The following is a 20581-nucleotide window of genomic DNA, read 5'->3' as shown; positions in this document are numbered from 1 at the left end:
GTCATCCTCAAAAAGAAAGAGCTGAACAAGTTGGTTTTGCTAGATTAATCACGGATTATGCAACATTTGCTTATCTTGCAGATGTATTTATTTTACCTGATTACAGAGGATTGGGCCTAAGTAAACAACTTATGGAGCAGGTCGTGAATTATCCTGGTATCAAAAATATACGTAGAATGGTATTGGCCACCCGTGATGCACATGGCTTATATCGTAAATATGGTTTTAAAGAGGTGGATCCGGAGAGATTTATGGAAAAAAGTAAGCCAAATATTTATGATAAAATTCGAAAATACTAATCTATTTATGGTAAAGAAAAACATCATTCTCCATTATTTGCTAGAATAGAAATAGATAAAGAAAAATTGGGATGGGGAGGCTATTTTGTGCATTTTAGAAAGTTAATGATTGTTGTTGGATTAATTCTTATTTTTCCTATTTTTAATGGGAGTCTACCTTTACAGAATAAGGCTCATGCAGCTACCAAGCTACTCGCCCATGGGACAAGTAGCTTAACAGTTCGAAGTACACCGAATGGAAAGTATGTTGGTAAGTTAGCTAAAAATGAGCCCTTTTATATTTATGGAAATAAGGGATCTTGGTATAAGATCAAGTTTAATAAGAAAGATGCGTATATATATAACACCCATGTGTCCAAAAGCAAGCCGCCTTTGTGGTATAAAGGCTATGCTGGAACAAAGATGAATCTTTACGATATTAGTACAGGAAAGTTAATCGGTACATTTCCAAAAAATGAACCTTTGAACGTCTATGCTAAGCAAGGAAACTGGCTTTCAATCGCTTATAAAACGGGTTATGCTCATGTGAGTTATAAAAGTGTGAAAAAAGGAACACCAAAAGTATGGTATACAGGTTACGCAGCTGATAAATTGTATGCTCGTGACTCATTTAACGATAAAGTGATCGGTACTCAAACATTAGCGTCAAAAGTAAAAGTTTATGCACAGCAAGGAAATTGGTTAACAATCGGGTATAAAGGGAAATATGCTCATACGTATCATACGCACGTCTCTCGGTATGTCAAAAGAGGTATCGATATTGGTCAAACTCAGCACAGATTAAATAGTCCAATTAATTTTAAAAAAGTGAAGGATGCGGGTTTTTGTTTTGTTGTCGTAAAAGCAACAGGTGGACTTAAAGACTATAATTTTTACTTACCTACTGATGTACAACTGGCTAACAATGTAGGACTTAAAACAAGTGTTTATCATATGTTTAATGCCACATCTAAAGGTAAGGCCATTGCCGAAGCCAACAGTTTTGCTGAAAAAACAAAAAGTGTGAGATTTACTGGATATGTCTTTATCGATGTTGAGTATGAAAACTTATTGAAGCAGACAAATAAAGAGAACTTAACCGCCTATGTAAATGCCTTTTACACACGATTAGCGCAATTAGGATATAACAAGATAGGCCTTTATACGAGTAAATCAATCTATGAAAACAAATTGAACGCTGCTAAGTTAAATAAGGGCATGTTACTGTGGCTTGCTCGATATAAAAATGATACACTTGGCCGGTCAGCTAACATGTGGCAATATACGAATACAGGACGTGTACCTGGAATCTATGGAGATGTTGATTTAAATGTTGCTTACACGAGTAAAATTGGTGGATAACCCATTAATTCAAATTAATAATTGTATTCAAAAGACACCTGAACGGATTCAGGTGTCTTTTTACAATATAATTTGGTAAAAGTGAACATCTTGGTAAGCACCATATTTATGACCGACACCTTTAAACATCCAATAAAATTAAAGCCGAATTTTTTATGTAATTGGGTACTTCCTGAAATGACTTTATTGAGCCACTATACAACCATATGATTAAAGGAATTTAGGTCAAAGAAGGACTCCCTTTTACAACAAAGAAAGTCCTGTTTCCAAAAAGATTAATCAAACATATCCCCAAGCATATCCATAACGGATTTTTTCTTTTTTCGTCTTGGGTTTTTTTTATAGTCATGACCATGCTTATATGATTTGGAGTAATGGCGATCATCATCGTCGTCATCATCATCATCATCATCACGATAATTTTTATAGGGTTTACTATTGTATTCATAATCGTCATATCGCTGATTATCAACATAAGAACCTTCAACGTCACTGACTTGTTTAAGGAGCTTGTCTAATTCGCCTCGATCCAGCCAGACACCTTTACAATTAGGGCAGACATCCACGAGAACATGGTTCTTATTGACTTCTTTCATCCGTACGTCATCACATATTGGACAGTAGATAAGAATCACTCCATTCTTTAATTTAGATAGTTTATATACGTTCAAAGTTATAAAACGGTTTCATTATATTTAACTAATGAAGATAAAAATTCGAGTGATAACTTATTTAATGATATTCTAACATTCGCTTTACAGCACCTTTACATCGTTTTGTTAAACTATATGTATAATAAAGTGGAGGTGGATTAAATGATCGATGCTCGTGGTACTTTTGAGGAACTTTCCGAAACGGATATCGTCCAAAAAAAATCATCCCAAGCTAAACAATTGGAAATCATGAACATCAAACTCCGTAAGAAATTATTTATTACCAATGTGGTTCTTGGCATCACCATTACACTTCTCGTCCACTTATGGCTTCAATAGATGCACATCCTCAAAAATGTTAATCCAACAAAATAGAGACAATCTGTAACCGTACGTATGTAGGGTTTTTATTTTTGGTCAAATTTACAAAGTAAAGAATCTAAAATCCCCTGTTTTGGAAATAGACAACGAATGTTATACTATTCACATTGAAAATAAAGTTAGGGAGTTAGTTGCTTATGCGTTTAATTTCAAGTGCCGTTTTATTTATTTTGTTTCTGGCTATTTTTTCAGGATGTTCATTTGGTATCATTCAGTCGTCTCAACCTTCTGAAAAAGCAGTCAAAAAAGTTCAAAAAGAGAATACCCATTCAAACCAAAAATCCGAATCCCAAACTGAAGATACACCAAGCGTTAAAGTGGCATCACAAAAAAATGAGGATGGATTACCTGTTGTTGCTAATCCTGATAGTGTTTCAGTGCTTGTTAATAAACAATATGCCCTGCCAGATAATTATGCGCCTAAAGATTTAGTGTATCCGAATGTTCCGTTTCTATTTCAAAATAAAATAGAGAAAAGACAATTGCGTAAACCAGCTGCTAGAGCACTTGAAAAATTGTTTGCAGGGGCAAAAAAGGATGGCATTAATTTGGCGGGAGTCTCCGGTTACCGCTCACACGTCACACAAACCGTTTTATTTAATAACTATGCAAAAAAAGATGGGAAAGAAAAGGCATTGATGTACTGTGCCTTGCCTGGCACGAGTGAACACGAGACAGGGCTTTCCATTGATGTCTCGGGAAGTGATGGTAAATATGCAGCGACCACCGCTTTTAACCACACAAAAGAAGCAGAATGGCTCAGTAAACATGCGAGTGACTATGGTTTCATTGTTCGTTATCCTGAAGGTAAAGAAAAAATAACGGGTTACGAATTTGAAGCGTGGCATATTCGATATGTTGGTGTAGCTATCTCAAAAGAGTTGGCTAAACATGGTTGGACCCTTGAGGAATATTACCATACCGTGCCAGTATCAAAATAACGGACATCTTCATAATAGAATCATTACCAAAAATTCTCGATCATACTTCCATAAACGAAGGGTAATCTATCTAATGTTCACATGGTGTGAACCAAATAAGATGGCGGTGGTGGTTGTGTTGAATAGAGGAATAGGCTGGTTACCTATTATGGCAAGTATCGGTATTGGCGCTGTTGCTTATAGAATGATGAAGCCAAACAACAAAATGGGTCAAGCTGTAAAAGGTCGTATTAATAAAATGGTGGAACAAAAAGAATTGTTTCCAAATAGCTAATCTAATAAAAAAACGGAACCCTCTTCGGGTTCCGTTTTTTTAAATAAAGGCATTCATTATTTATATCATAAAAAAAAGAAGCTCCTTATAGTTCTTAAATCATGAAATTCTATCTAAATGCATAGGCATGTACTAGGCCTGCCTTTAGGAGGAATAAAGAATGAATGATGATCGGCGCAGAATTATTATATATAATTCCATTGGGCTATTTATTATGTGCATAAATATTATTGTTTTTTTTACGTTTGTCTACATTCTTCTTGATGTTTTTGATTTGGGAATTATTATTGATCATCATGATGCTTATTCTAAAATGCCATTGTGGGCGGACCATGCCTCACGAACGCTTTATTTTAGTGCGATTACCTTGCTTTCGGTGGGCTACGGGGATATCTCGCCATTTGGATTGTCTAGAGGGGTTGCGACAATAGAAGCGATTATCGGGTATATTTTACCTGCCGTCATCACTGTTCAATATATTAGCCTATTTCCTTTTAAAAATAAAAAGTGATTAATCCAATAAAAAATCAGTGGAAATATAACGTAAAATTCGGAATATAAAAGCTTTTAAAGAATGGCTTTACAAGTTGGGACAAACTATATATAATAAGAAAAGTCGATTGGGGAATTAAACGGCCCGTTGGTCAAGCGGTTAAGACACCGCCCTTTCACGGCGGTAACACGGGTTCGAATCCCGTACGGGTCACCAATTATATATGGAGGATTAGCTCAGCTGGGAGAGCATCTGCCTTACAAGCAGAGGGTCGGCGGTTCGAGCCCGTCATCCTCCACCATATGCCGGTCTAGCTCAATTGGTAGAGCAACTGACTTGTAATCAGTAGGTTGGGGGTTCAAGTCCTCTGGCCGGCACCACCACTTTTTATTAGTGGAGGGATAGCGAAGTGGCTAAACGCGGCGGACTGTAAATCCGCTCTCTACGAGTTCGAAGGTTCGAATCCTTCTCCCTCCACCACTTAATTATATATGAGCCATTAGCTCAGTTGGTAGAGCATCTGACTTTTAATCAGAGGGTCGGAGGTTCGAATCCTCCATGGCTCATTTTTTACTTACAAGTGCCTTGGAATGTGGGTGCTATGGAATGACAGACACGTTAAACTTAGGGTTAAGTCTTCATCAACGGATGCGTTAGATTCAAGTCCCTTTACCGTATCACATTTTGATAGGTGCGGAAGTAGTTCAGTGGTAGAACATCACCTTGCCAAGGTGGGGGTCGCGGGTTCGAATCCCGTCTTCCGCTCCAAAATTACATATATAGTATGGGGCCTTAGCTCAGCTGGGAGAGCGCCTGCTTTGCACGCAGGAGGTCAGCGGTTCGATCCCGCTAGGCTCCACCATACATATGAAAAGCCCAAACGTAGACACCAGGTGTTTGCGTTTTTTATTTTGGTTAAATTAATCGTAAATTCTCATCCCCCTTAAGTATAAAGGGTTGAAAAAATGAATGGCAGATGATCGTCATTTATACTGATGAACGGAAAGTATTGACCCCGCCTTAAGGTAGTAAATGAGCATTCCTATGTGGGGGATTCGGCCCACATGAGCCCGATTGTCTCAGGCTATCAATCAGTGGGAGATGAAGAAAACCCCCGACGATTGAAGCGTTACTTTATAAAAGGCTATATCGTAATTTTAGAGGAATGAATCGGTTAAGAATCCTAAAATTGTTTCATTTTTCCCCTTTTATATTAAAAAATTTGATAAAATTATTTTGAAACCTTTTAATAGAGGCATCCGTATACAATATTGTTTCAAAAGAGAGGAACCGATGGAAGAAGATATTAATCGACTTATAAAGAAAATTAAAAAGGGAGACCATTTGGCATTTGCTGAAGTCGTGGATATGTATAAGAATGGTGTATACAACATCTGTTTACGTATGGTAGGAAATAGGCAAGAGGCTGAAGACTTATCCCAAGAAGCCTTTATTCGGGCTTACACTAAAATAGACAAGTATGATGTTGAACGCAAATTTTCAACATGGCTCTATCGCATTGCCACAAACCTCTCTATCGACTATTTACGAAAAAAGAAACCAAACGTTTACCTAGATGCTGATTTGCCCGGTACAGAAGACTTTACATTAAAATCTCAACTAGCAGATGGTGAGCCACTGCCAGAGGAATCGATTGTTAATAGTGAAACTCAAGCACTCATTCAACAAGAGATTAATCAACTTCCTCTAAAATATCGTTCAGCCATCGTTCTAAAATATATTCAAGACATGAATTTAAAAGAGATTAGTGAAATATTAAACATACCTGTGGGAACAGTTAAAACGAGAATACATCGTGGACGAGAAGCACTACGAAAACGTTTGCGTCATGTCAATAAGGGGTGAACATCATTTGGCTTGTTCAAAAATTATCATTCAGCTTATGCATAAGGTCTTGGATGGAGAAGCAACAACCAATGAAGAAGATAAACTGATGAAGCATATTGAGACATGTGAAAGTTGCCGCAAACATTATGAAGAGTTACAAACTTCAACTTCATTGCTAGCCCAATTGCCACATCCGAACCCATCCCTAGGATTTACGGATTCGGTGGGGATGCGTCTTCCTTCAAAACATAAACCATTGGTAGGTGGATGGTTTACCAGGCATCCTATCATTGTGGCTGCTGCCATATTTATGATCTTTATGTCAGGGTATGTTTATTCAACTTGGAATGATAACTCATTTCAAGCGACTGTAGACGGGAAGGGACATATTGCCTATCATGGAAATACGGTCATTGTACCCAAGGATGAAGTGATTAACGGAGATCTTATTGTACAAAATGGCAAAGTGAAAATTGAGGGAAAGGTTAAGGGCGACGTCGTTCTTATCAATAGTCAATCTCTGCAAGCTTCGGCAGGACACGTGACGGGTGATATTGAGAGAATTAACAAACTGGTTTCTTGGGTTTGGTATCATATCAAGCATTTCTTTCAGATTATATTTTAGGTAAAGTAAAACTTCGATCAGTGGTGGGGGCTTTCTCCCCCGTTGAAAGCTGGAATCAATCGAGCACAGTTACCTAGAAACGGTTTGATAACAGAGAATTTATTTGTTCAATATGAATATTGAAGAATTAAATACGTAAAATAAGGGAATATGGGTATAAGCTAAATGGGTTACTCTGAAAGGGTAACTCATTTTTAAGTCATGACCGACATAGTATAATATTAGTCTTTCGAATAATGCTATATAGGTGGTTTTACATAATGGGGAAAAAGGTTTAATTACCATGGTATAAATAAAGTTATATTCAGTATTATGATATAATGGATAGACGAGTTATATGAAACCCCAATTATCCTATTTGCTGCTTTTTAAGAACTCATAAGCAGTTCAAAAAAGTGCCAAATGATAAGCAGCGAATCTCGGATGTTCATAATGATCGATTATCATGATTGATTCATAATGAACATATCCGAAGAGCATGGAAGTCTCCGCATAAGTGGAAACCAGTTCATCGACTGGCGCCATCCCAATCTTCTTGCTCCTCATTCGGCTACTTTCACTTTACATTAGAGAACTAACAGTTTTGAATTTTCGATAGCCTACTTGCATTATGAAAGATATACAAGTAATGAATTTGGAGGACGACAGCCATGTTTTCATGGGCGCATTTTAATATACTTAACTATTTAACTGACATCATTGATATTTTAGTTGTGACTTATGTTGTCTATAAACTGATTATGGTCATACGTGGAACCAAAGCTGTTCAATTAGCAAAGGGGATACTTGTTATCATTGTTGTCTGGTTCTTGAGCAGTTTCTTTGGTCTTAGAACTTTAGAATGGATCACAAACAAAGCCATTACATGGGGATTACTTGCTATTATTATTATTTTCCAACCAGAATTACGCCGCGCACTTGAACAACTTGGCCGTGGGAGATTTTTTTCACGTGGGATCGTTGCTGAGGAAGAAAAGCATCATCATGCGATTGACGGCATTGTTAAAGCCTCATCCTATATGGCGAAGCGTCGTATAGGTGCGCTGATGTCCATTGAAAGAAAAACAGGCTTAAATGATTATATCGAGACAGGCATTCCTTTAAATGCGCATTTAACATCGCAATTATTAATTAATGTTTTTATTCCAAATACGCCGCTTCATGATGGTGCCGTTATCATAAGGGAAGATGAATTGATAGCCGCCGCATGTTATTTACCTCTGTCAGAAAGCCCTTTTATTTCGAAAGAACTAGGGACAAGACACCGCGCCGCTATGGGTGTTAGTGAAGTGACAGATAGTGTAACGGTTGTGGTATCTGAGGAAACTGGAGGAATATCTGTAACAAAAAATGGCGAACTATTTAGAGACATTACGGAAGATCGTCTGAGAGAATTGCTCACACAAGAATTAAGTTTTGGAGTTAATAGTAGTTCCTCACTATGGAATTGGAGAGGTAAGCATAATGGATAAATTATTACGCAGTCCGTGGTTTGTAAGGGCCATTTCGTTATTTACTGCCATCCTATTGTATGCCTTTGTATCATCAACAGAGCAGTCATCTAATGGAAGTCAGGCTAATTTATTAGCAGATAACCAGCAATCCACATCGATGACGGAAAAACTCGATGTAAAATACGATTCCAATCGGTACGTGGTCACAGGTGCTCCGGATTCTGTCAAGCTTGAAATAAAAGGTCCCAGTGATAAAATTTTAAAATCAAAATTACTTAATTCAAAATCAGCTTCAATTAATTTAACAGGCAAAAAAGCGGGAACTTATAACGTTAAAGTGGAGACAGATGGGTTCCCTTCAGGTCTGAAAGTGACCTCTGTACCTGATTCAATAACCGTCACCTTGCAGAAAAAAGTAACCAAATCAATGCCTGCAAGTGTCGATATTCTTAATAAAAACGATGTGGCCAAAGGCTATGACATTGGTGATCCCGTGATTACACCGGATTCTGTTGATGTCACAGGTGGCGAGGACATGATCAATTCCATAGCCTTTATCAAAGGTGTTGTTAGCGTAGAAAATCTAAAACAAACGGTTAACAAAAGTGTGACACTAAATGCCTATGATGCAAATGGCAATCAATTGAATGTGGCGATAGATCCAGCGACCGTCAACGTTCAAATACCTATATTTAGTGTTTCTAAAAGTTTACCTATTAAATTGACAGAACAAGGTCATCCAAAAAGTGGTTACCAAATTGATGGAATGGATCCTGATGTTAATAAAGTCACGATTTTTGCAGATAAAAGTATATTGGATAAGATAGACACCATTACGCCAATAGAAGTCCCTGTTGATGGATTAACGTCAGACAAAACAGTTAAAGTCGATGTTCCTCTACCTGATGGAGCCGAAAGTGTAAGTCCACAAACCATCAGTGTGGATGTTCAAGTTTCAAAAACAGCGGATGATAGTAAAAAGAATTCGAGTAGTACAGAGACAGATTCAAACTCAAAGCCAGACTCAGATTCAAAGGATAAGACCACGTCAACGACAGAAAGTGATTTAAAGTCAGAAAGTGATTTAAATACGAAAGAGTTTGATGCGGTGCCCGTGCAACTAAGTGGAGTCAACTCTGATCAGACAGTGACATTTGAAAAACCTAATAATAAGAAAATAGCTGTAACGGTTACAGGTAAGGAAGACGATTTAAATAAATTAAGTTCATCGGATATTACCGCAAGTATTGATGTTAGTGAGTTAGATAATGGCATTCACGAAGTTCCGATACAATTAACGATGCCAAAAGGATTTGAAGGAAGCGCATCACCAAAATATGCGACCGTCAAGATATCTGATCGTTCGTCTGATACGTCAACGTGATATAGATAGATCATTTTCACATGGATATTTAGGAACATGATATGAAGGAGAGATTGATAATGGTAAAGTATTTTGGAACAGATGGGGTAAGAGGAATAGCGAACAGTGAACTTACCCCTGAGCTTGCCTTTAAATTAGGTCGCTATGGTGGATATATTCTAACAAAAGAAACAGAGCATCCCAAAGTGTTAGTCGGACGTGACACACGTATATCTGGTTATATGCTTGAAGGGGCGTTAGTATCCGGGTTGCTTTCCATCGGAGTGGAGGTCATGCGTCTCGGTGTCATTTCTACACCAGGAGTGGCTTATTTAACAAAGGCGATGGATGCTGATGCCGGTGTCATGATATCGGCTTCACATAATCCTGTTGCCGACAATGGCATTAAATTTTTTGGTAGCGATGGGTTTAAATTAACCGATGAAGAAGAGCATGAAATTGAGACTTTAGTAGATAAAGAAGTCGATGACCTTCCTCGTCCTACCGGAGCTGATTTAGGTACGGTAACAGATTATTTTGAAGGCGGTCAAAAGTACCTTCAATTCTTGAAACAAACGATTCAGGAAGATGACTTTGAGGGCCTTACCATCGCATTGGATTGTGCAAATGGATCTACTTCATCACTTGCTCCGCACCTTTTTGCTGATTTAAATGCAGATATTGTCACGATTGGGGCAGCCCCAAATGGAACAAATATTAATGATGGTGTCGGATCTACACATCCAGAAGGATTAAGTGATTTTGTTAAAGAAAAAGATGCGGATATTGGCTTGGCCTTTGATGGCGATGGAGACCGACTTATTGCCGTGGACGAAGCGGGAAACATCATCGATGGGGATCAAATTATGTTTATTTGTGCCAAATATTTAAAATCACAAGGACAGCTGAATAAAAATACACTTGTGACGACCGTCATGAGTAATATCGGCCTCTATAAAGCTCTTGAGGCAGAAAATATTGAATCAAAACAAACGGCGGTTGGTGATCGTTATGTGATGGAGGAAATGCGTGCAGGCGACTATTCACTTGGTGGGGAGCAATCTGGGCATATTATCTTTCTCGATCATATTACAACAGGTGATGGGATGCTCACAGCCTTGCAAATTGTTAGCATTATGAAAGCCACAGGTAAGAAATTATCTGAACTCGCTTCAATGAAAACTTACCCACAAAAGTTAGTCAATGTACAAGTGAAAGATAAATATCATGTGACGGAAAACGATAAAGTTGCTCATGTCATAAAAGACGTAGAAGAAGAAATGTCAGGGCAAGGACGCATCCTTGTTCGTCCATCTGGAACGGAGCCGTTAGTTCGAATTATGGCTGAAGCACCGAATGAGGAAGACTGCGCTCGCTATGTTGATAAAATTGTGGCCGTTGTTGAAGAGGAACTAGGGATTAAAACAAACTGAATCGATCCATATGACTATGTTATATTAAAATATATGCGTGCAGGTAACGAAACATGCCTTAAGCGCATATATTTTATATTAAGAACAGTCAATAAATGCGTTTAAATAATAAAAATGAATACAAAAAATGTTATATAGCTCATTTTTTATGCCTTTTCAAAACGAATTGTATCGAAAAGGGATAAAGGATGATTTAGAATAGGTCATTTAGGGAAAAAGAAAATAATTGACAAGAATAGCCCCTTTCGAATAGAATTTATCTTGAGTCTAGAATGGAAAGGTAGGGTCGACAAGTTCATATTAAGCGCCAGAACTGTTTCAGATCGGAAAGGAAACAGTTGACGAGGAAGAGGTTTATCGAGCGTTCGGCGGATACCTCTCGGGATACTCACACCCGATAGTCTTATACAAACCAGAAGGGCGACCTTTTGTACAAAGGTAAGACGTGAGATTGATACGAGGATTCAAAAAGGAGAACAATAAGATCAAGTGGATCAATTGTTGACTTTTATTGAATGGCCTTAAAAAACTAAAACAAGTGGGGTAAGAGAATTGCCCCCGGTGGTTTTCTTACCCTACAAGGGGGAAATCCATATGTGCGGAATCGTCGGTTATATTGGAAATAAAGAGGCTAAGCCAATTTTGTTAGAAGGTTTGCGTAAGCTTGAGTACCGCGGGTATGACTCAGCAGGTATTGCGCTTGCCAATGCAGATGGTGTCCATGTCTATAAAGAAAAAGGACGTATTGCGGCTTTAGCTGACCGGATAGATCAAGAAACGTTTGCTACGATGGGTATTGGGCATACTCGTTGGGCAACACATGGTAAACCAAATAGAGAAAATGCGCATCCACATCAAAGTGCATCTGGTCGTTTCTCACTTGTACACAATGGTGTTATTGATAACTACGAAGCGCTCAGAAATGAGTATCTCGCCAATGTGACATTGATAAGTGAAACGGATACTGAAGTGATTGTTCAAATGATTGAACAATTTGTCTATGATGGCATGATGGTCGAGGAAGCCCTTCGCCGCACCCTAAGTCTTGTACATGGATCATATGCCATTGCACTTATTGACAGTAAGGATGCAGAAACCATCTATGTTGGTAAAAACAAGAGTCCTTTGTTAGTGGGGCAAGGTGATGGGTTTAATGTCGTTGCAAGTGACGCTTTGGCCATGCTACAAGTGACGAACCAGTTTTTTGAAATTATGGATGAAGAAATTGTTGTTGTAAAAAAAGAATCCATTACGATCAAAAACTTGCAAGGTGACGTTCAAGTTAGAGCGCCTTTCACAGCAGAACTTGATGCTAGCGACATCGAAAAAGGGACCTACCCACATTATATGTTAAAGGAAATTGATGAACAGCCGGCCGTTATGCGGAACATCATCACAGCTTATCAAGGTGATAGTGGAAAAATCGAACTTGATCAGGACATTCGTGAAGCCGTGAAAAATGCTGATCGATTATATATCATTGCTTGTGGCACAAGTTTTCATGCTGGTCTAGTAGGTAAACAACTGCTTGAGGGAATCGCAAAAGTACCAACGGAAGTTCATATTGCGAGTGAATTCTCATACAATATGCCGCTTCTTTCTGAAAAACCACTTTTCATCTTTATTTCACAAAGTGGTGAAACAGCGGATAGCCGTTCGGTTCTTGTTCAAGTGAAAAAGTTAGGCTACCCAACGATTACGTTGACCAATGTCCAAGGATCGACGCTTTCTCGTGAAGCCGATCATACGCTTCTCTTACATGCAGGTCCTGAAATTGCTGTAGCTTCAACAAAAGCCTACACGGCGCAAATTGCCGTTCTGACGCTACTCGCTGTTGATGTTGCAACAACAAAAGACCTTCATCATGACTTTGATGTCATTCATGAATTAAGTCTCGTAGCCCAAGCAATGGAAGTACTCGTCGATCAAAAAGAGTTAATGGAGCACCTAGCTCATAACTACTTTGAAACCGTACGTAATGCCTTCTATATTGGACGTGGTATCGACTACTATGTATGTATGGAAGCGGCTCTCAAACTTAAAGAAATCTCGTACATCCAAGCAGAAGGCTTCGCCGGCGGAGAACTTAAACATGGTACGATTGCTTTGATCGAAGAAGGAACGCCAGTCATTGCTATAGCTACCCAAAGCCATGTCAATGGTAGCATACGATCAAATCTTAAAGAAGTAGCTGCCCGAGGTGCGAACACATGCATCATCAGCATGGAAAGCACCGCTGAAGACGACGACCAAATCATATTACCAGAGGTACACGAATACCTCACACCACTTGTTGCCGCAGTACCTGTGCAATTGCTTGCCTACTATGCAGCATTGCAAAGAGACTGCGATGTAGATAAACCAAGAAACCTTGCGAAGTCGGTTACGGTTGAGTGAGGGGAAGATTAACGGATTAAATGATCTAGATTTGAAATAAAGTTGTACCGTTTTGAAAAAAGATGTATCTTTTTAAATGAAGTTATACCGTTTCACTCCTTTGGATATGATTATCTAAAGGGGTGTTTTTATGTCGAAAAGAAAAAGAACATGGGTAATTTTGCCCAACACCCGAAAAAGGAAATTAACCGAGAAAGTAATCAGTGTCAAAACATATACAATTATACTTTGTTTTTGTTATAGCAAAAAGAAGTTTTACCCAAGGCAAATAAACTGTTCCCTTGGTTAAATAAGTTGTTCCCTAAAACGAGTGAAAATTGGAGGATAGCCTCCAGTTTTCCTCGTTTTTTTGTGTCCAGAAGCGGAGAAAAAGCCAGTAAAAAGCATGAGAAAGGCATGAATAAAGGCAGGAGGAAACGTCTGATAAAGCCCGATAAATCAACGATTTCAAGATAAAAACCAGAGGAAAAGAGAGAAAAAGGGCAGGAGAAAAAGCAGGAAAAACCCTTAGCCCTGACCCATTTTTATCCCTGTTCCTACGGAACAACTTATTTTCCTAAAAAATCAGGATTCTGACAAAAAATAGGAGAAAAAAGGAGCGAACGGGGGAACAACTCATTTGCCTACAGAAAATGGGAAAATCGGAGAAAGGCAGGAATGACAAGGGTTTGAGAGAAGGGGGGAGAATACACTTTAATTTTGCGACTACATAGAAGGCAGGGATTTTTTGAAATGAAATCTAACGTGATTCTGAACTAAGTAGGAAAAGAGGGTAAAGGGAGGAAATAGCAAAAGATTGGAATTTTGATGAACTTCTATAGTTCTGTGCTATGCTAATTATAAAATCTTAATTTGGAGAGGTTTTATGGGGGAGCAAATTATTTATGACATGACTACACTTCAAGATACAATTGGCTCAATGAGCAAATTATTGGGTGTGGATGAACGACAAATAACGAAATACTGTGCAAGTCATAAGGATGATTATGATATAGAGGGTTTTTTAAGTTTGTTAGGATTAAGTGAACATTCTCTGTTGGATTTTGAGATTTATATAACTTCATTGCACGTAACTACGGATAAGGATAATTGTTCATCCTTAAAGAAGTTTGGACTTTTAAATTTGCAACAAGCCATCATAAAGGATACGCCATTAAGGGCTTATTTAAGGAATTACGGAGTTCGCATTGAAATTGAAAAGAAACAAATTCAATATCAAGATAAGCTCTTTGATATAAGCAAAGATTATAATGGCATAAGTGAACCGATTGATTGGATTATCTACAAATTGTATAAGGACTTCCAACTAAATTCATTCTTTTATTCTGACAATGTGCTTAAATATGGCGGAGGGATTAGAAGGAGACCTGAGTTTCTATATAATTTGGCTGAATTTTTAAGAGTGCCAAATATAGAATATGACTGGATGAATGATATATCTTGTTATGTCATAAAATATAAGGCAACACTCTCACAATTCGCTGATTGGAATTTTGATATTGATAAGAATGAAATCAATTATTTGGATGAAAGTGAAATTAATATAAGGAAAATAAAATGGCTTATAAATCAATCATTAAGAAGAATAAACAATGACCTTTTTTACAATAGTATAGACGATTGTTATTCTTATTTGAAAAATGATGCTTATGTACGAGTTTCTGATATTTTGAGAATTTATACTGAAAATGAGTATTTGGAAGAATACCGAATCAACGAGTGAAAAGCATTTTTAAGAATAGACAATATTAAGTTGAGATAGACACTTTGCCCAGCAGTGGTAAGGTGTCTTTTTGTGTCAACATGCCGAACTATGTGCAACTCCTTTTCTATCAGTTATAAATCAAACTTTCCTATCTATAATATAAGGTTAAGAAAAACAAGGGTTTCTATTTAGAAAACCTATAAAAACAGGATGCTCTAATCAAATGATTAGACAAATTGAATAGAAGGAGAATTGAATATGGGTAAAAATTTGAAAGACAGAGCGGTAAGTAATAATTTAGGGGCTACGCTCAAATACTGGCGTGAGAAAAAAGGTTTGAGTCTACAGGAACTTTTTGAGCGTACAGGAGTATCCAACAGCTACATCTCACGTTTAGAGCGTGGAGATAGGAAAGCTCCTTCCATTCCTATTTTATCTACAATCGCAGATGGTCTGGGTATTCCACTTTCACTACTAATAGACGTGTCAACTGCTGAAATTACGTTGGATGAAACCCCCTTATTAGTAGAGCTAATTCTGTACAATGATTGCAAGAGGGATGCTGACCACATTTTAAGTAAGGGAGAGAAGGAATCTTTAATCCAAATCATCGAGTTTATATTTGAAATGAGCTGGGATGAAGATAGTAAAATTAAGCAGTTATTTGACCTTTCAGAACTGATTGATGACTTTAAAGAGGTAAGTAAATAGAATTCGGAATAAGGGGACTCTCTTGGGTCTCCTATTTTTAATAGAAGGGAATGTGGATAATATGAGCTTCAATGGAAGTGAAAAGGAATTCATGATGACGCTTTTTTTAGGATATCAAAAGAAAATTCTTGAAAAGGAACTTGGTCTTAAATTGGAAGATGTACAGTTCGAGAAACATTATCCAGGTATGAAGATTGATTTATACGCAAGTGACTATCAATTAGGTGTAGAGATATTTGTAGAAAATCTGTTACTTAAGAGCAATAAGACGCATCAGAGAAAAATATTAAATATCATTGATATGATTGGGAATGGAGTTATCGTTTATATTGCTTCTGCCTTTCACGATAAACACGTAAAGGAGCTACAAGATGCAGTCAAGAAGTCTGGAAAACCGATTACTCTTTACTTTGCAGAGTTAAATCCTGAAATATTTGCACCTCTACAAAGATTAAACCATATGCACAAGCTAAAAGTTTACGAAAATCTAAATTTGTTATATATAGAGAATCCTATTCGGCTTTTAAGAAAGGAGAGTATTATTCAACCAATTGTTGCTAAAAGATTGAAACAACCACAAGATGAAAATATTAGCGAATTGGAATTAATAAGGAAAAGGGATAACGAATTTCTACTAAAGGCACTGAGAAGTCGTATTGAATACTTCCTGCCTTTTCATCGAGAGAAGGCACACTTACAGAAATTACGTATTATCAGTTTCGGAGCAGGTCGTAGTGATTGTAATTATTATGTATCGTTGAGTGATAGAAGAAATATCGCTTTTGTAGAGTTAAGATTTAGTGATAACAATAGAAAAATTTACGATTCTATCAAGGAAAAAGAAAATGTTATTCAAGGGAGATTTGATGGAACAGTTCAATTTAAGGATAACTGCATTTCAGTGACGATTAAGCCTTCAGAAAGTATTGAGAAGACAGTTGAAAAATTGGTGGATATTTTTGAGAAAATGATTATTGCTTTCTCGAACTACACTTATTATTTCTATCAGGACAAAAAGGAGATGTGGCAATATCACGAGCAAGGGATATAAAAAAATTGTTAAGGCATTGGGTAATCCAGTGCTTTTTTATATACCCTTAAATTTTTTGATAAATTCCCTGCCAAATTCCCTTGTATTCAACTTAATGCGGTCTTTTGGTTCATATTCAACCCCAAAAGAAAACTCTTCATTTAATCTTTTAAGCTCCCTGTACATGTTTTTCACAAGTGTTTCATTCCCATCGGCTACCTGATAAATGACAAGTTTAGGAAGAGCGTTTCCGTCATTAAAAAGGTAAATTCGATATAATCCATTTACAGATTTGACCTCGATTGTTTCCAGCAACTTGTTCATGCAATAACCCCCGAAAAAACTCCATTAATACCCATATTATATCATGTGTTATCTAATTCTTTCCTCAATTTTTTAGTTTCTAATAGCGTTTGTTACATAAATATATCTGAACATTTACGAAAGAAGTACGAAACAATTTCATAACAGTTCTTATTTCATAACACTTATACCATAACATTTTGGAGGAATTGCAGAAAAAGTATGAAAATGTTCATACCTTTTCTTATCGGGAGGGATTTTTCGGTTTGCCCAAAAATATTATTTTAGTAATTTGTGATGTTATCCGTTCCACAAAACAGGGATACAACAATGTCGGGTGTTATTAAACCATGGCTTTAGAATTGATTACGGTTACAACCATCTATAATATAAGACCAATAACTGAAAGAGAGGGATTCGTAGCATGGACTTAAAGCTAAAAAACAAAGACGTTTTAATTGAAGGCATAGCTCTCCCAATGCCTTTTCAAATCAGTTTAAAAAAGAGAGGAAAGACGGTTGTAAATCATCGCTATGTAGAGGATGTAAAAGAACTCCAAGTGCTTTGTCCTTCATGCAATCAATGGCATCTTGCGTATAAACTTGATAACGATGGGTGGGAAGATATTAACCAAACTTATAAGCTATGTAATAAAGGTAAAACGAATGAGTATTTTGACACCTATTGCCTTCAATGCTATAAAACACAGAACAAAGTGAAAGATGATTCCAGAATAGAAAATAGAGTGGCAGAAAGCAATGAAAAGGATGCTAAATCAAGGGAAGAAGGGCAGTATCTTCCTTGGAGCGAGAAGGCAGGAGGGGTTCAGCAAACGATATTCCTCGCACCAGATTTGGACATGTATTTAAAGCTATACGGTGTCTATCATAGCAAGAAGAAAAACGAACTATTGAACGATATCATTGCAGAATTCAAATCAAAGAACCCTATCAACCTTTAAAAATATCATAAAAGCACCTTTCCAATTTTTGTCCAAAGAACAAAAAACTAATAGTTTCCGTATCAAATTTTACACCAAAACCCTATCATATCCAAAAACAGGAAGGAGGAGAGAACTTTGAAACGAAAAAATGGGGAGCTTCATTACAAGATTAAAGAGGTTGCATTTCTAATCAATCTTTCCCCTGAAAGTTTGTTCAACTATGTAAAGATTGACCGCCAGATGAAAGAGAACGGAGAGGATGGCTTTTTACCCAATCCAACGAAGATAAACAATGTTCAGCATTTTAAGCAATCTGAGGTGAAAGAGATTCGAGCTGGAATTGCCAAGTTAAAAAAGGGAGATTTGAAGCAATATCGAAAAGAAACCACTTATCAAAAGTTAAAGCAGGAAAACGAGAGCCTAAAGAAAAAATTGGCTCAATTAGAAGGGGGAGAGAAAAGGTGAGAATCATTGAAGGGCAAAAATACCTTACCACAGGTGATTTAGGGGTATATGTAAATCGTAGTCCAGCCACAATTGCTCAATGGTGCAAGTATAGCGACAGGTTGGCTGAGAGTGGAAAGGAACGATTGATTCCAGAGCCACTTGTAATTAACGGTCAGCGATTGTTTACAACGGAACAGGCATTATCGGTTAAGGAATTTGCCGAATCAAAAAAATATGGCTTACTTGCTGAATTTAATCGAAAACGTCTTGGCAAACGTGGAAAAGAAATCGAAAAGAGGGTAAAGGCAAGGAAACAAGAGCAGGAGAGAAGACAGGAGGAAAAGAAAGAGAAGGAATTGGAAATGGCTCTGTCTAAGGTTAATCGGAGAGCGGTTGATTATACAAAAAGATTTCAGCATATTAAAAAGAACTTGTAGCAATGATACAGGTTCTTTTGTGATTTTTGCTTGAATAATAGAAGAATTGAGACGAAAATAGGAAAGTGAATTTTTAAGGCGGAAAGGGCAGTTAAACCTTGATACATAAGGGTTTATAGACCTTCATAACTTTCGGAAAACATAAACCTATATACAGCAAAGAAAAAAAGAAAAACTGATTTGAAATGTCGTACTCCTTTATCTAAAGTAGGAATAAAGTTTTTTAGGACTTTACTGTTTTATACATTTTTTCGGCTTTACAGCCTTCTATTCAATTGCATCAATTTTCTCTTGAAAAGTCAAAGTTAATTATAAAAAATCAAGGGCAACTTTTAATCAAAATCTGTTAGAGAGACAAGACACATATATGAAAATTGTCGTAGTTCCCTTTCCATGAATTGATTATATCTGTTGGGATTGCTTCTATTGCAAATAAATCTAAGATGTTTCGACACAATAATAAATAAAAGCCTATACAGGCGATATAATGGATATTACTCATTGACTCCCTACAAACAGCAGTTTTTATCCATAAGTCCCCAGATTACCTATAGAACCATTCTAAGACGTTATAGAACCACTCTAAGCTATTTCTTGATTAAAGCAAAAGATATAATCAAATAGAATTTATTTACGATAAACAAGCAACATGACATCGCTATATTAGATATTTTAAGGAAGGAGTTGAGCCAATTTGTACACTGTAGAAACCATTTTAAACAGAGTTAACGGTACAGGCTATGGAATCAATCCAGCTTACACCCAAGCAATGTTAAAGTATTCGGTAACGGAAAAGGAAAAAATAAAGTTGGACCTTTTCAAATATGCGAATATTGATTTTACAAACAATCGTCATGTAATCGGATTTATTAATAACAGTCTATTAAGAAGAGAAGCTATTCAAGGAAAAACGATATCCAATAAAATCTTGGAAGAACTATTTGAAGAAACAAATAATCCGTTTTTTCAAACACTAATTGCTTTTAGAAAATGTCATGATAGATATAAGAAGGTAGCCTCTCTTATCAAAGCTGTCATTGATTCGGAATTTAACAAAGATAATGATGACAATGTTACCGCATTTTTAAATAGAGAACAATTTGAGGCAGTTTGGATTAGTCCAGAAGCTAAATTAAATTCGATAGGCGGTATCAGTCTCTCCAACCCTTCTTTACCATTTTCCACAGAGGATATTAAGAACATTTTTGTTAGCGACTACATTGCAATTCCTTGTAAAGATATGGATGGAGTTCTGTACATTCTAAATAAGTACGGAGACCTTCTGAATGAGGAGAATTATATTGTAATTGGAACTACCCTTTACTCTGATATAAGGTACAGTGAGTGGAACGGTATCCCATTTCCACCATCAGACGAGGAAGAAATAAAGCATATGGAAGATTTACGTAGGGAAATTGGAATAGATTATTACGGAGATAAGATAGAGGAAGAGCATAAGTAGGGGGAAAAGAGAGGAAAAGCAGGAAGAAAACATATTTGCCA

The 20581-nt window shown here is 37.0% G+C and carries 22 protein-coding genes and 7 tRNA genes; 26 read left to right on the top strand and 3 right to left on the bottom strand.

Going from position 1 to position 20581, the window contains the following annotated elements; genetic code table 11:
- Together GMB86_RS05675 and GMB86_RS05670 are read left to right on the top strand one after the other, a co-directional pair.
- The coding region (locus GMB86_RS05675) for a GNAT family N-acetyltransferase (protein WP_155217637.1) at positions 1 to 299 on the top strand (299 nt) is incomplete at its 5' end.
- Positions 300 to 386: 87 nt separating this feature from the next.
- A complete protein-coding gene (locus GMB86_RS05670) occupies positions 387 to 1640 on the top strand; it encodes a GH25 family lysozyme (protein WP_155217635.1) in 1254 nt (417 codons plus the stop codon).
- Between the two features lie 275 nt (positions 1641 to 1915).
- Here the strand turns inward: GMB86_RS05670 and GMB86_RS05665 are convergent, their stop codons facing one another.
- Complete coding sequence (locus GMB86_RS05665; RefSeq protein ID WP_230459007.1) at positions 1916 to 2311, bottom strand: TFIIB-type zinc ribbon-containing protein; 396 nt, start codon at positions 2309 to 2311, stop codon at positions 1916 to 1918.
- A 144-nt stretch (positions 2312 to 2455) separates the two neighbouring features.
- Here GMB86_RS05665 and GMB86_RS05660 point away from each other — a divergent pair, with 144 nt between their 5' ends.
- The 13 genes from GMB86_RS05660 to GMB86_RS05600 all read left to right on the top strand — a co-directional run bounded on the left by GMB86_RS05660 (position 2456) and on the right by GMB86_RS05600 (position 6855).
- Positions 2456 to 2632, top strand: coding sequence for a hypothetical protein (locus GMB86_RS05660; protein WP_155217631.1), 177 nt, complete (start codon positions 2456 to 2458; stop codon positions 2630 to 2632).
- Between the two features lie 179 nt (positions 2633 to 2811).
- The gene (locus tag GMB86_RS05655) at positions 2812 to 3615 is read left to right on the top strand and encodes a M15 family metallopeptidase (protein ID WP_155217629.1); all 804 of its coding nucleotides are present in this window, start codon (positions 2812 to 2814) and stop codon (positions 3613 to 3615) included.
- Between the two features lie 73 nt (positions 3616 to 3688).
- The gene (locus GMB86_RS05650) at positions 3689 to 3889 is read left to right on the top strand and encodes a hypothetical protein (RefSeq protein ID WP_155217628.1); all 201 of its coding nucleotides are present in this window, start codon (positions 3689 to 3691) and stop codon (positions 3887 to 3889) included.
- Between the two features lie 160 nt (positions 3890 to 4049).
- Positions 4050 to 4400, top strand: coding sequence for an ion channel (locus tag GMB86_RS05645; protein WP_155217626.1), 351 nt, complete (start codon positions 4050 to 4052; stop codon positions 4398 to 4400).
- A 123-nt stretch (positions 4401 to 4523) separates the two neighbouring features.
- Positions 4524 to 4598, top strand: a tRNA-Glu gene (locus GMB86_RS05640).
- Between the two features lie 9 nt (positions 4599 to 4607).
- A tRNA-Val gene (locus tag GMB86_RS05635) sits at positions 4608 to 4683 on the top strand.
- 3 nt (positions 4684 to 4686) lie between these two features.
- Positions 4687 to 4762 (top strand) — tRNA-Thr (locus tag GMB86_RS05630).
- Positions 4763 to 4777: 15 nt separating this feature from the next.
- Positions 4778 to 4862, top strand: a tRNA-Tyr gene (locus GMB86_RS05625).
- A gap of 13 nt (positions 4863 to 4875) precedes the next feature.
- Positions 4876 to 4948 (top strand) — tRNA-Lys (locus tag GMB86_RS05620).
- Between the two features lie 127 nt (positions 4949 to 5075).
- A tRNA-Gly gene (locus tag GMB86_RS05615) sits at positions 5076 to 5150 on the top strand.
- Positions 5151 to 5168: 18 nt separating this feature from the next.
- Positions 5169 to 5244 (top strand) — tRNA-Ala (locus tag GMB86_RS05610).
- 431 nt (positions 5245 to 5675) lie between these two features.
- Positions 5676 to 6248 (top strand): RNA polymerase sigma factor SigW, encoded by a 573-nt coding sequence (sigW, locus tag GMB86_RS05605; RefSeq protein WP_155217624.1) that lies wholly within the window; start codon positions 5676 to 5678, stop codon positions 6246 to 6248.
- A 7-nt stretch (positions 6249 to 6255) separates the two neighbouring features.
- Positions 6256 to 6855 (top strand): zf-HC2 domain-containing protein, encoded by a 600-nt coding sequence (locus tag GMB86_RS05600; RefSeq protein WP_196220132.1) that lies wholly within the window; start codon positions 6256 to 6258, stop codon positions 6853 to 6855.
- A 387-nt stretch (positions 6856 to 7242) separates the two neighbouring features.
- Here GMB86_RS05600 and GMB86_RS05595 read toward each other — a convergent pair whose 3' ends face one another.
- Positions 7243 to 7380 carry a hypothetical protein gene (locus GMB86_RS05595; protein WP_230459006.1) on the bottom strand — a complete coding sequence of 46 codons (138 nt, stop codon included), beginning with the start codon at positions 7378 to 7380 and terminating at the stop codon, positions 7243 to 7245.
- A 125-nt stretch (positions 7381 to 7505) separates the two neighbouring features.
- On the opposite strand from GMB86_RS05595, the gene cdaA reads away from it, so the two are divergent.
- The 7 genes from cdaA (at position 7506) to GMB86_RS05560 (ending at position 16969) form a co-directional block, all read left to right on the top strand.
- Positions 7506 to 8327, top strand: a complete 822-nt coding sequence (cdaA, locus tag GMB86_RS05590) for a diadenylate cyclase CdaA (RefSeq protein WP_155217618.1) — start codon at positions 7506 to 7508, stop codon at positions 8325 to 8327.
- Positions 8320 to 9693: a CdaR family protein gene (locus GMB86_RS05585; protein WP_155217616.1), complete on the top strand. Its 1374-nt coding sequence runs from the start codon at positions 8320 to 8322 to the stop codon at positions 9691 to 9693. The genes cdaA and GMB86_RS05585 overlap by 8 nt, the downstream gene beginning before the upstream one ends.
- Before the next feature lie 59 nt (positions 9694 to 9752).
- A complete protein-coding gene (gene glmM / locus GMB86_RS05580; protein ID WP_155217614.1) occupies positions 9753 to 11105 on the top strand; it encodes a phosphoglucosamine mutase in 1353 nt (450 codons plus the stop codon).
- 594 nt (positions 11106 to 11699) lie between these two features.
- On the top strand, positions 11700 to 13502 hold the full coding sequence (glmS, locus tag GMB86_RS05575; RefSeq protein WP_155217612.1) for a glutamine--fructose-6-phosphate transaminase (isomerizing): 1803 nt from the start codon (positions 11700 to 11702) through the stop codon (positions 13500 to 13502).
- A gap of 865 nt (positions 13503 to 14367) precedes the next feature.
- Entirely contained in the window at positions 14368 to 15225 is an 858-nt protein-coding gene (locus GMB86_RS05570) for a hypothetical protein (RefSeq protein ID WP_155217610.1), read from the top strand.
- A gap of 240 nt (positions 15226 to 15465) precedes the next feature.
- On the top strand, positions 15466 to 15918 hold the full coding sequence (locus GMB86_RS05565; RefSeq protein WP_155217608.1) for a helix-turn-helix domain-containing protein: 453 nt from the start codon (positions 15466 to 15468) through the stop codon (positions 15916 to 15918).
- Between the two features lie 22 nt (positions 15919 to 15940).
- A complete protein-coding gene (locus GMB86_RS05560) occupies positions 15941 to 16969 on the top strand; it encodes a hypothetical protein (RefSeq protein WP_155217606.1) in 1029 nt (342 codons plus the stop codon).
- 36 nt (positions 16970 to 17005) lie between these two features.
- Here the strand turns inward: GMB86_RS05560 and GMB86_RS05555 are convergent, their stop codons facing one another.
- Positions 17006 to 17272, bottom strand: a complete 267-nt coding sequence (locus GMB86_RS05555; RefSeq protein ID WP_155217604.1) for a hypothetical protein — start codon at positions 17270 to 17272, stop codon at positions 17006 to 17008.
- 403 nt (positions 17273 to 17675) lie between these two features.
- On the opposite strand from GMB86_RS05555, the gene GMB86_RS05550 reads away from it, so the two are divergent.
- The 4 genes from GMB86_RS05550 to GMB86_RS05535 all read left to right on the top strand — a co-directional run bounded on the left by GMB86_RS05550 (position 17676) and on the right by GMB86_RS05535 (position 20540).
- Positions 17676 to 18212, top strand: a complete 537-nt coding sequence (locus tag GMB86_RS05550; protein ID WP_155217602.1) for a hypothetical protein — start codon at positions 17676 to 17678, stop codon at positions 18210 to 18212.
- Between the two features lie 117 nt (positions 18213 to 18329).
- Complete coding sequence (locus GMB86_RS05545; protein WP_155217600.1) at positions 18330 to 18659, top strand: hypothetical protein; 330 nt, start codon at positions 18330 to 18332, stop codon at positions 18657 to 18659.
- Complete coding sequence (locus GMB86_RS05540; protein WP_155217598.1) at positions 18656 to 19078, top strand: hypothetical protein; 423 nt, start codon at positions 18656 to 18658, stop codon at positions 19076 to 19078. Before GMB86_RS05545 ends, GMB86_RS05540 begins: the two co-directional genes overlap by 4 nt.
- A gap of 694 nt (positions 19079 to 19772) precedes the next feature.
- Complete coding sequence (locus GMB86_RS05535; protein ID WP_155217596.1) at positions 19773 to 20540, top strand: hypothetical protein; 768 nt, start codon at positions 19773 to 19775, stop codon at positions 20538 to 20540.
- Positions 20541 to 20581: the final 41 nt, after the last annotated feature.

The sequence above is a fragment of the Terrilactibacillus tamarindi genome, from assembly GCF_009718825.1.
GTDB lineage: Bacteria > Bacillota > Bacilli > Bacillales > Sporolactobacillaceae > Terrilactibacillus > Terrilactibacillus tamarindi.
Note: the sequence above shows the minus strand (reverse complement) of the source record. Positions and strands in the feature narration are given on the sequence as shown.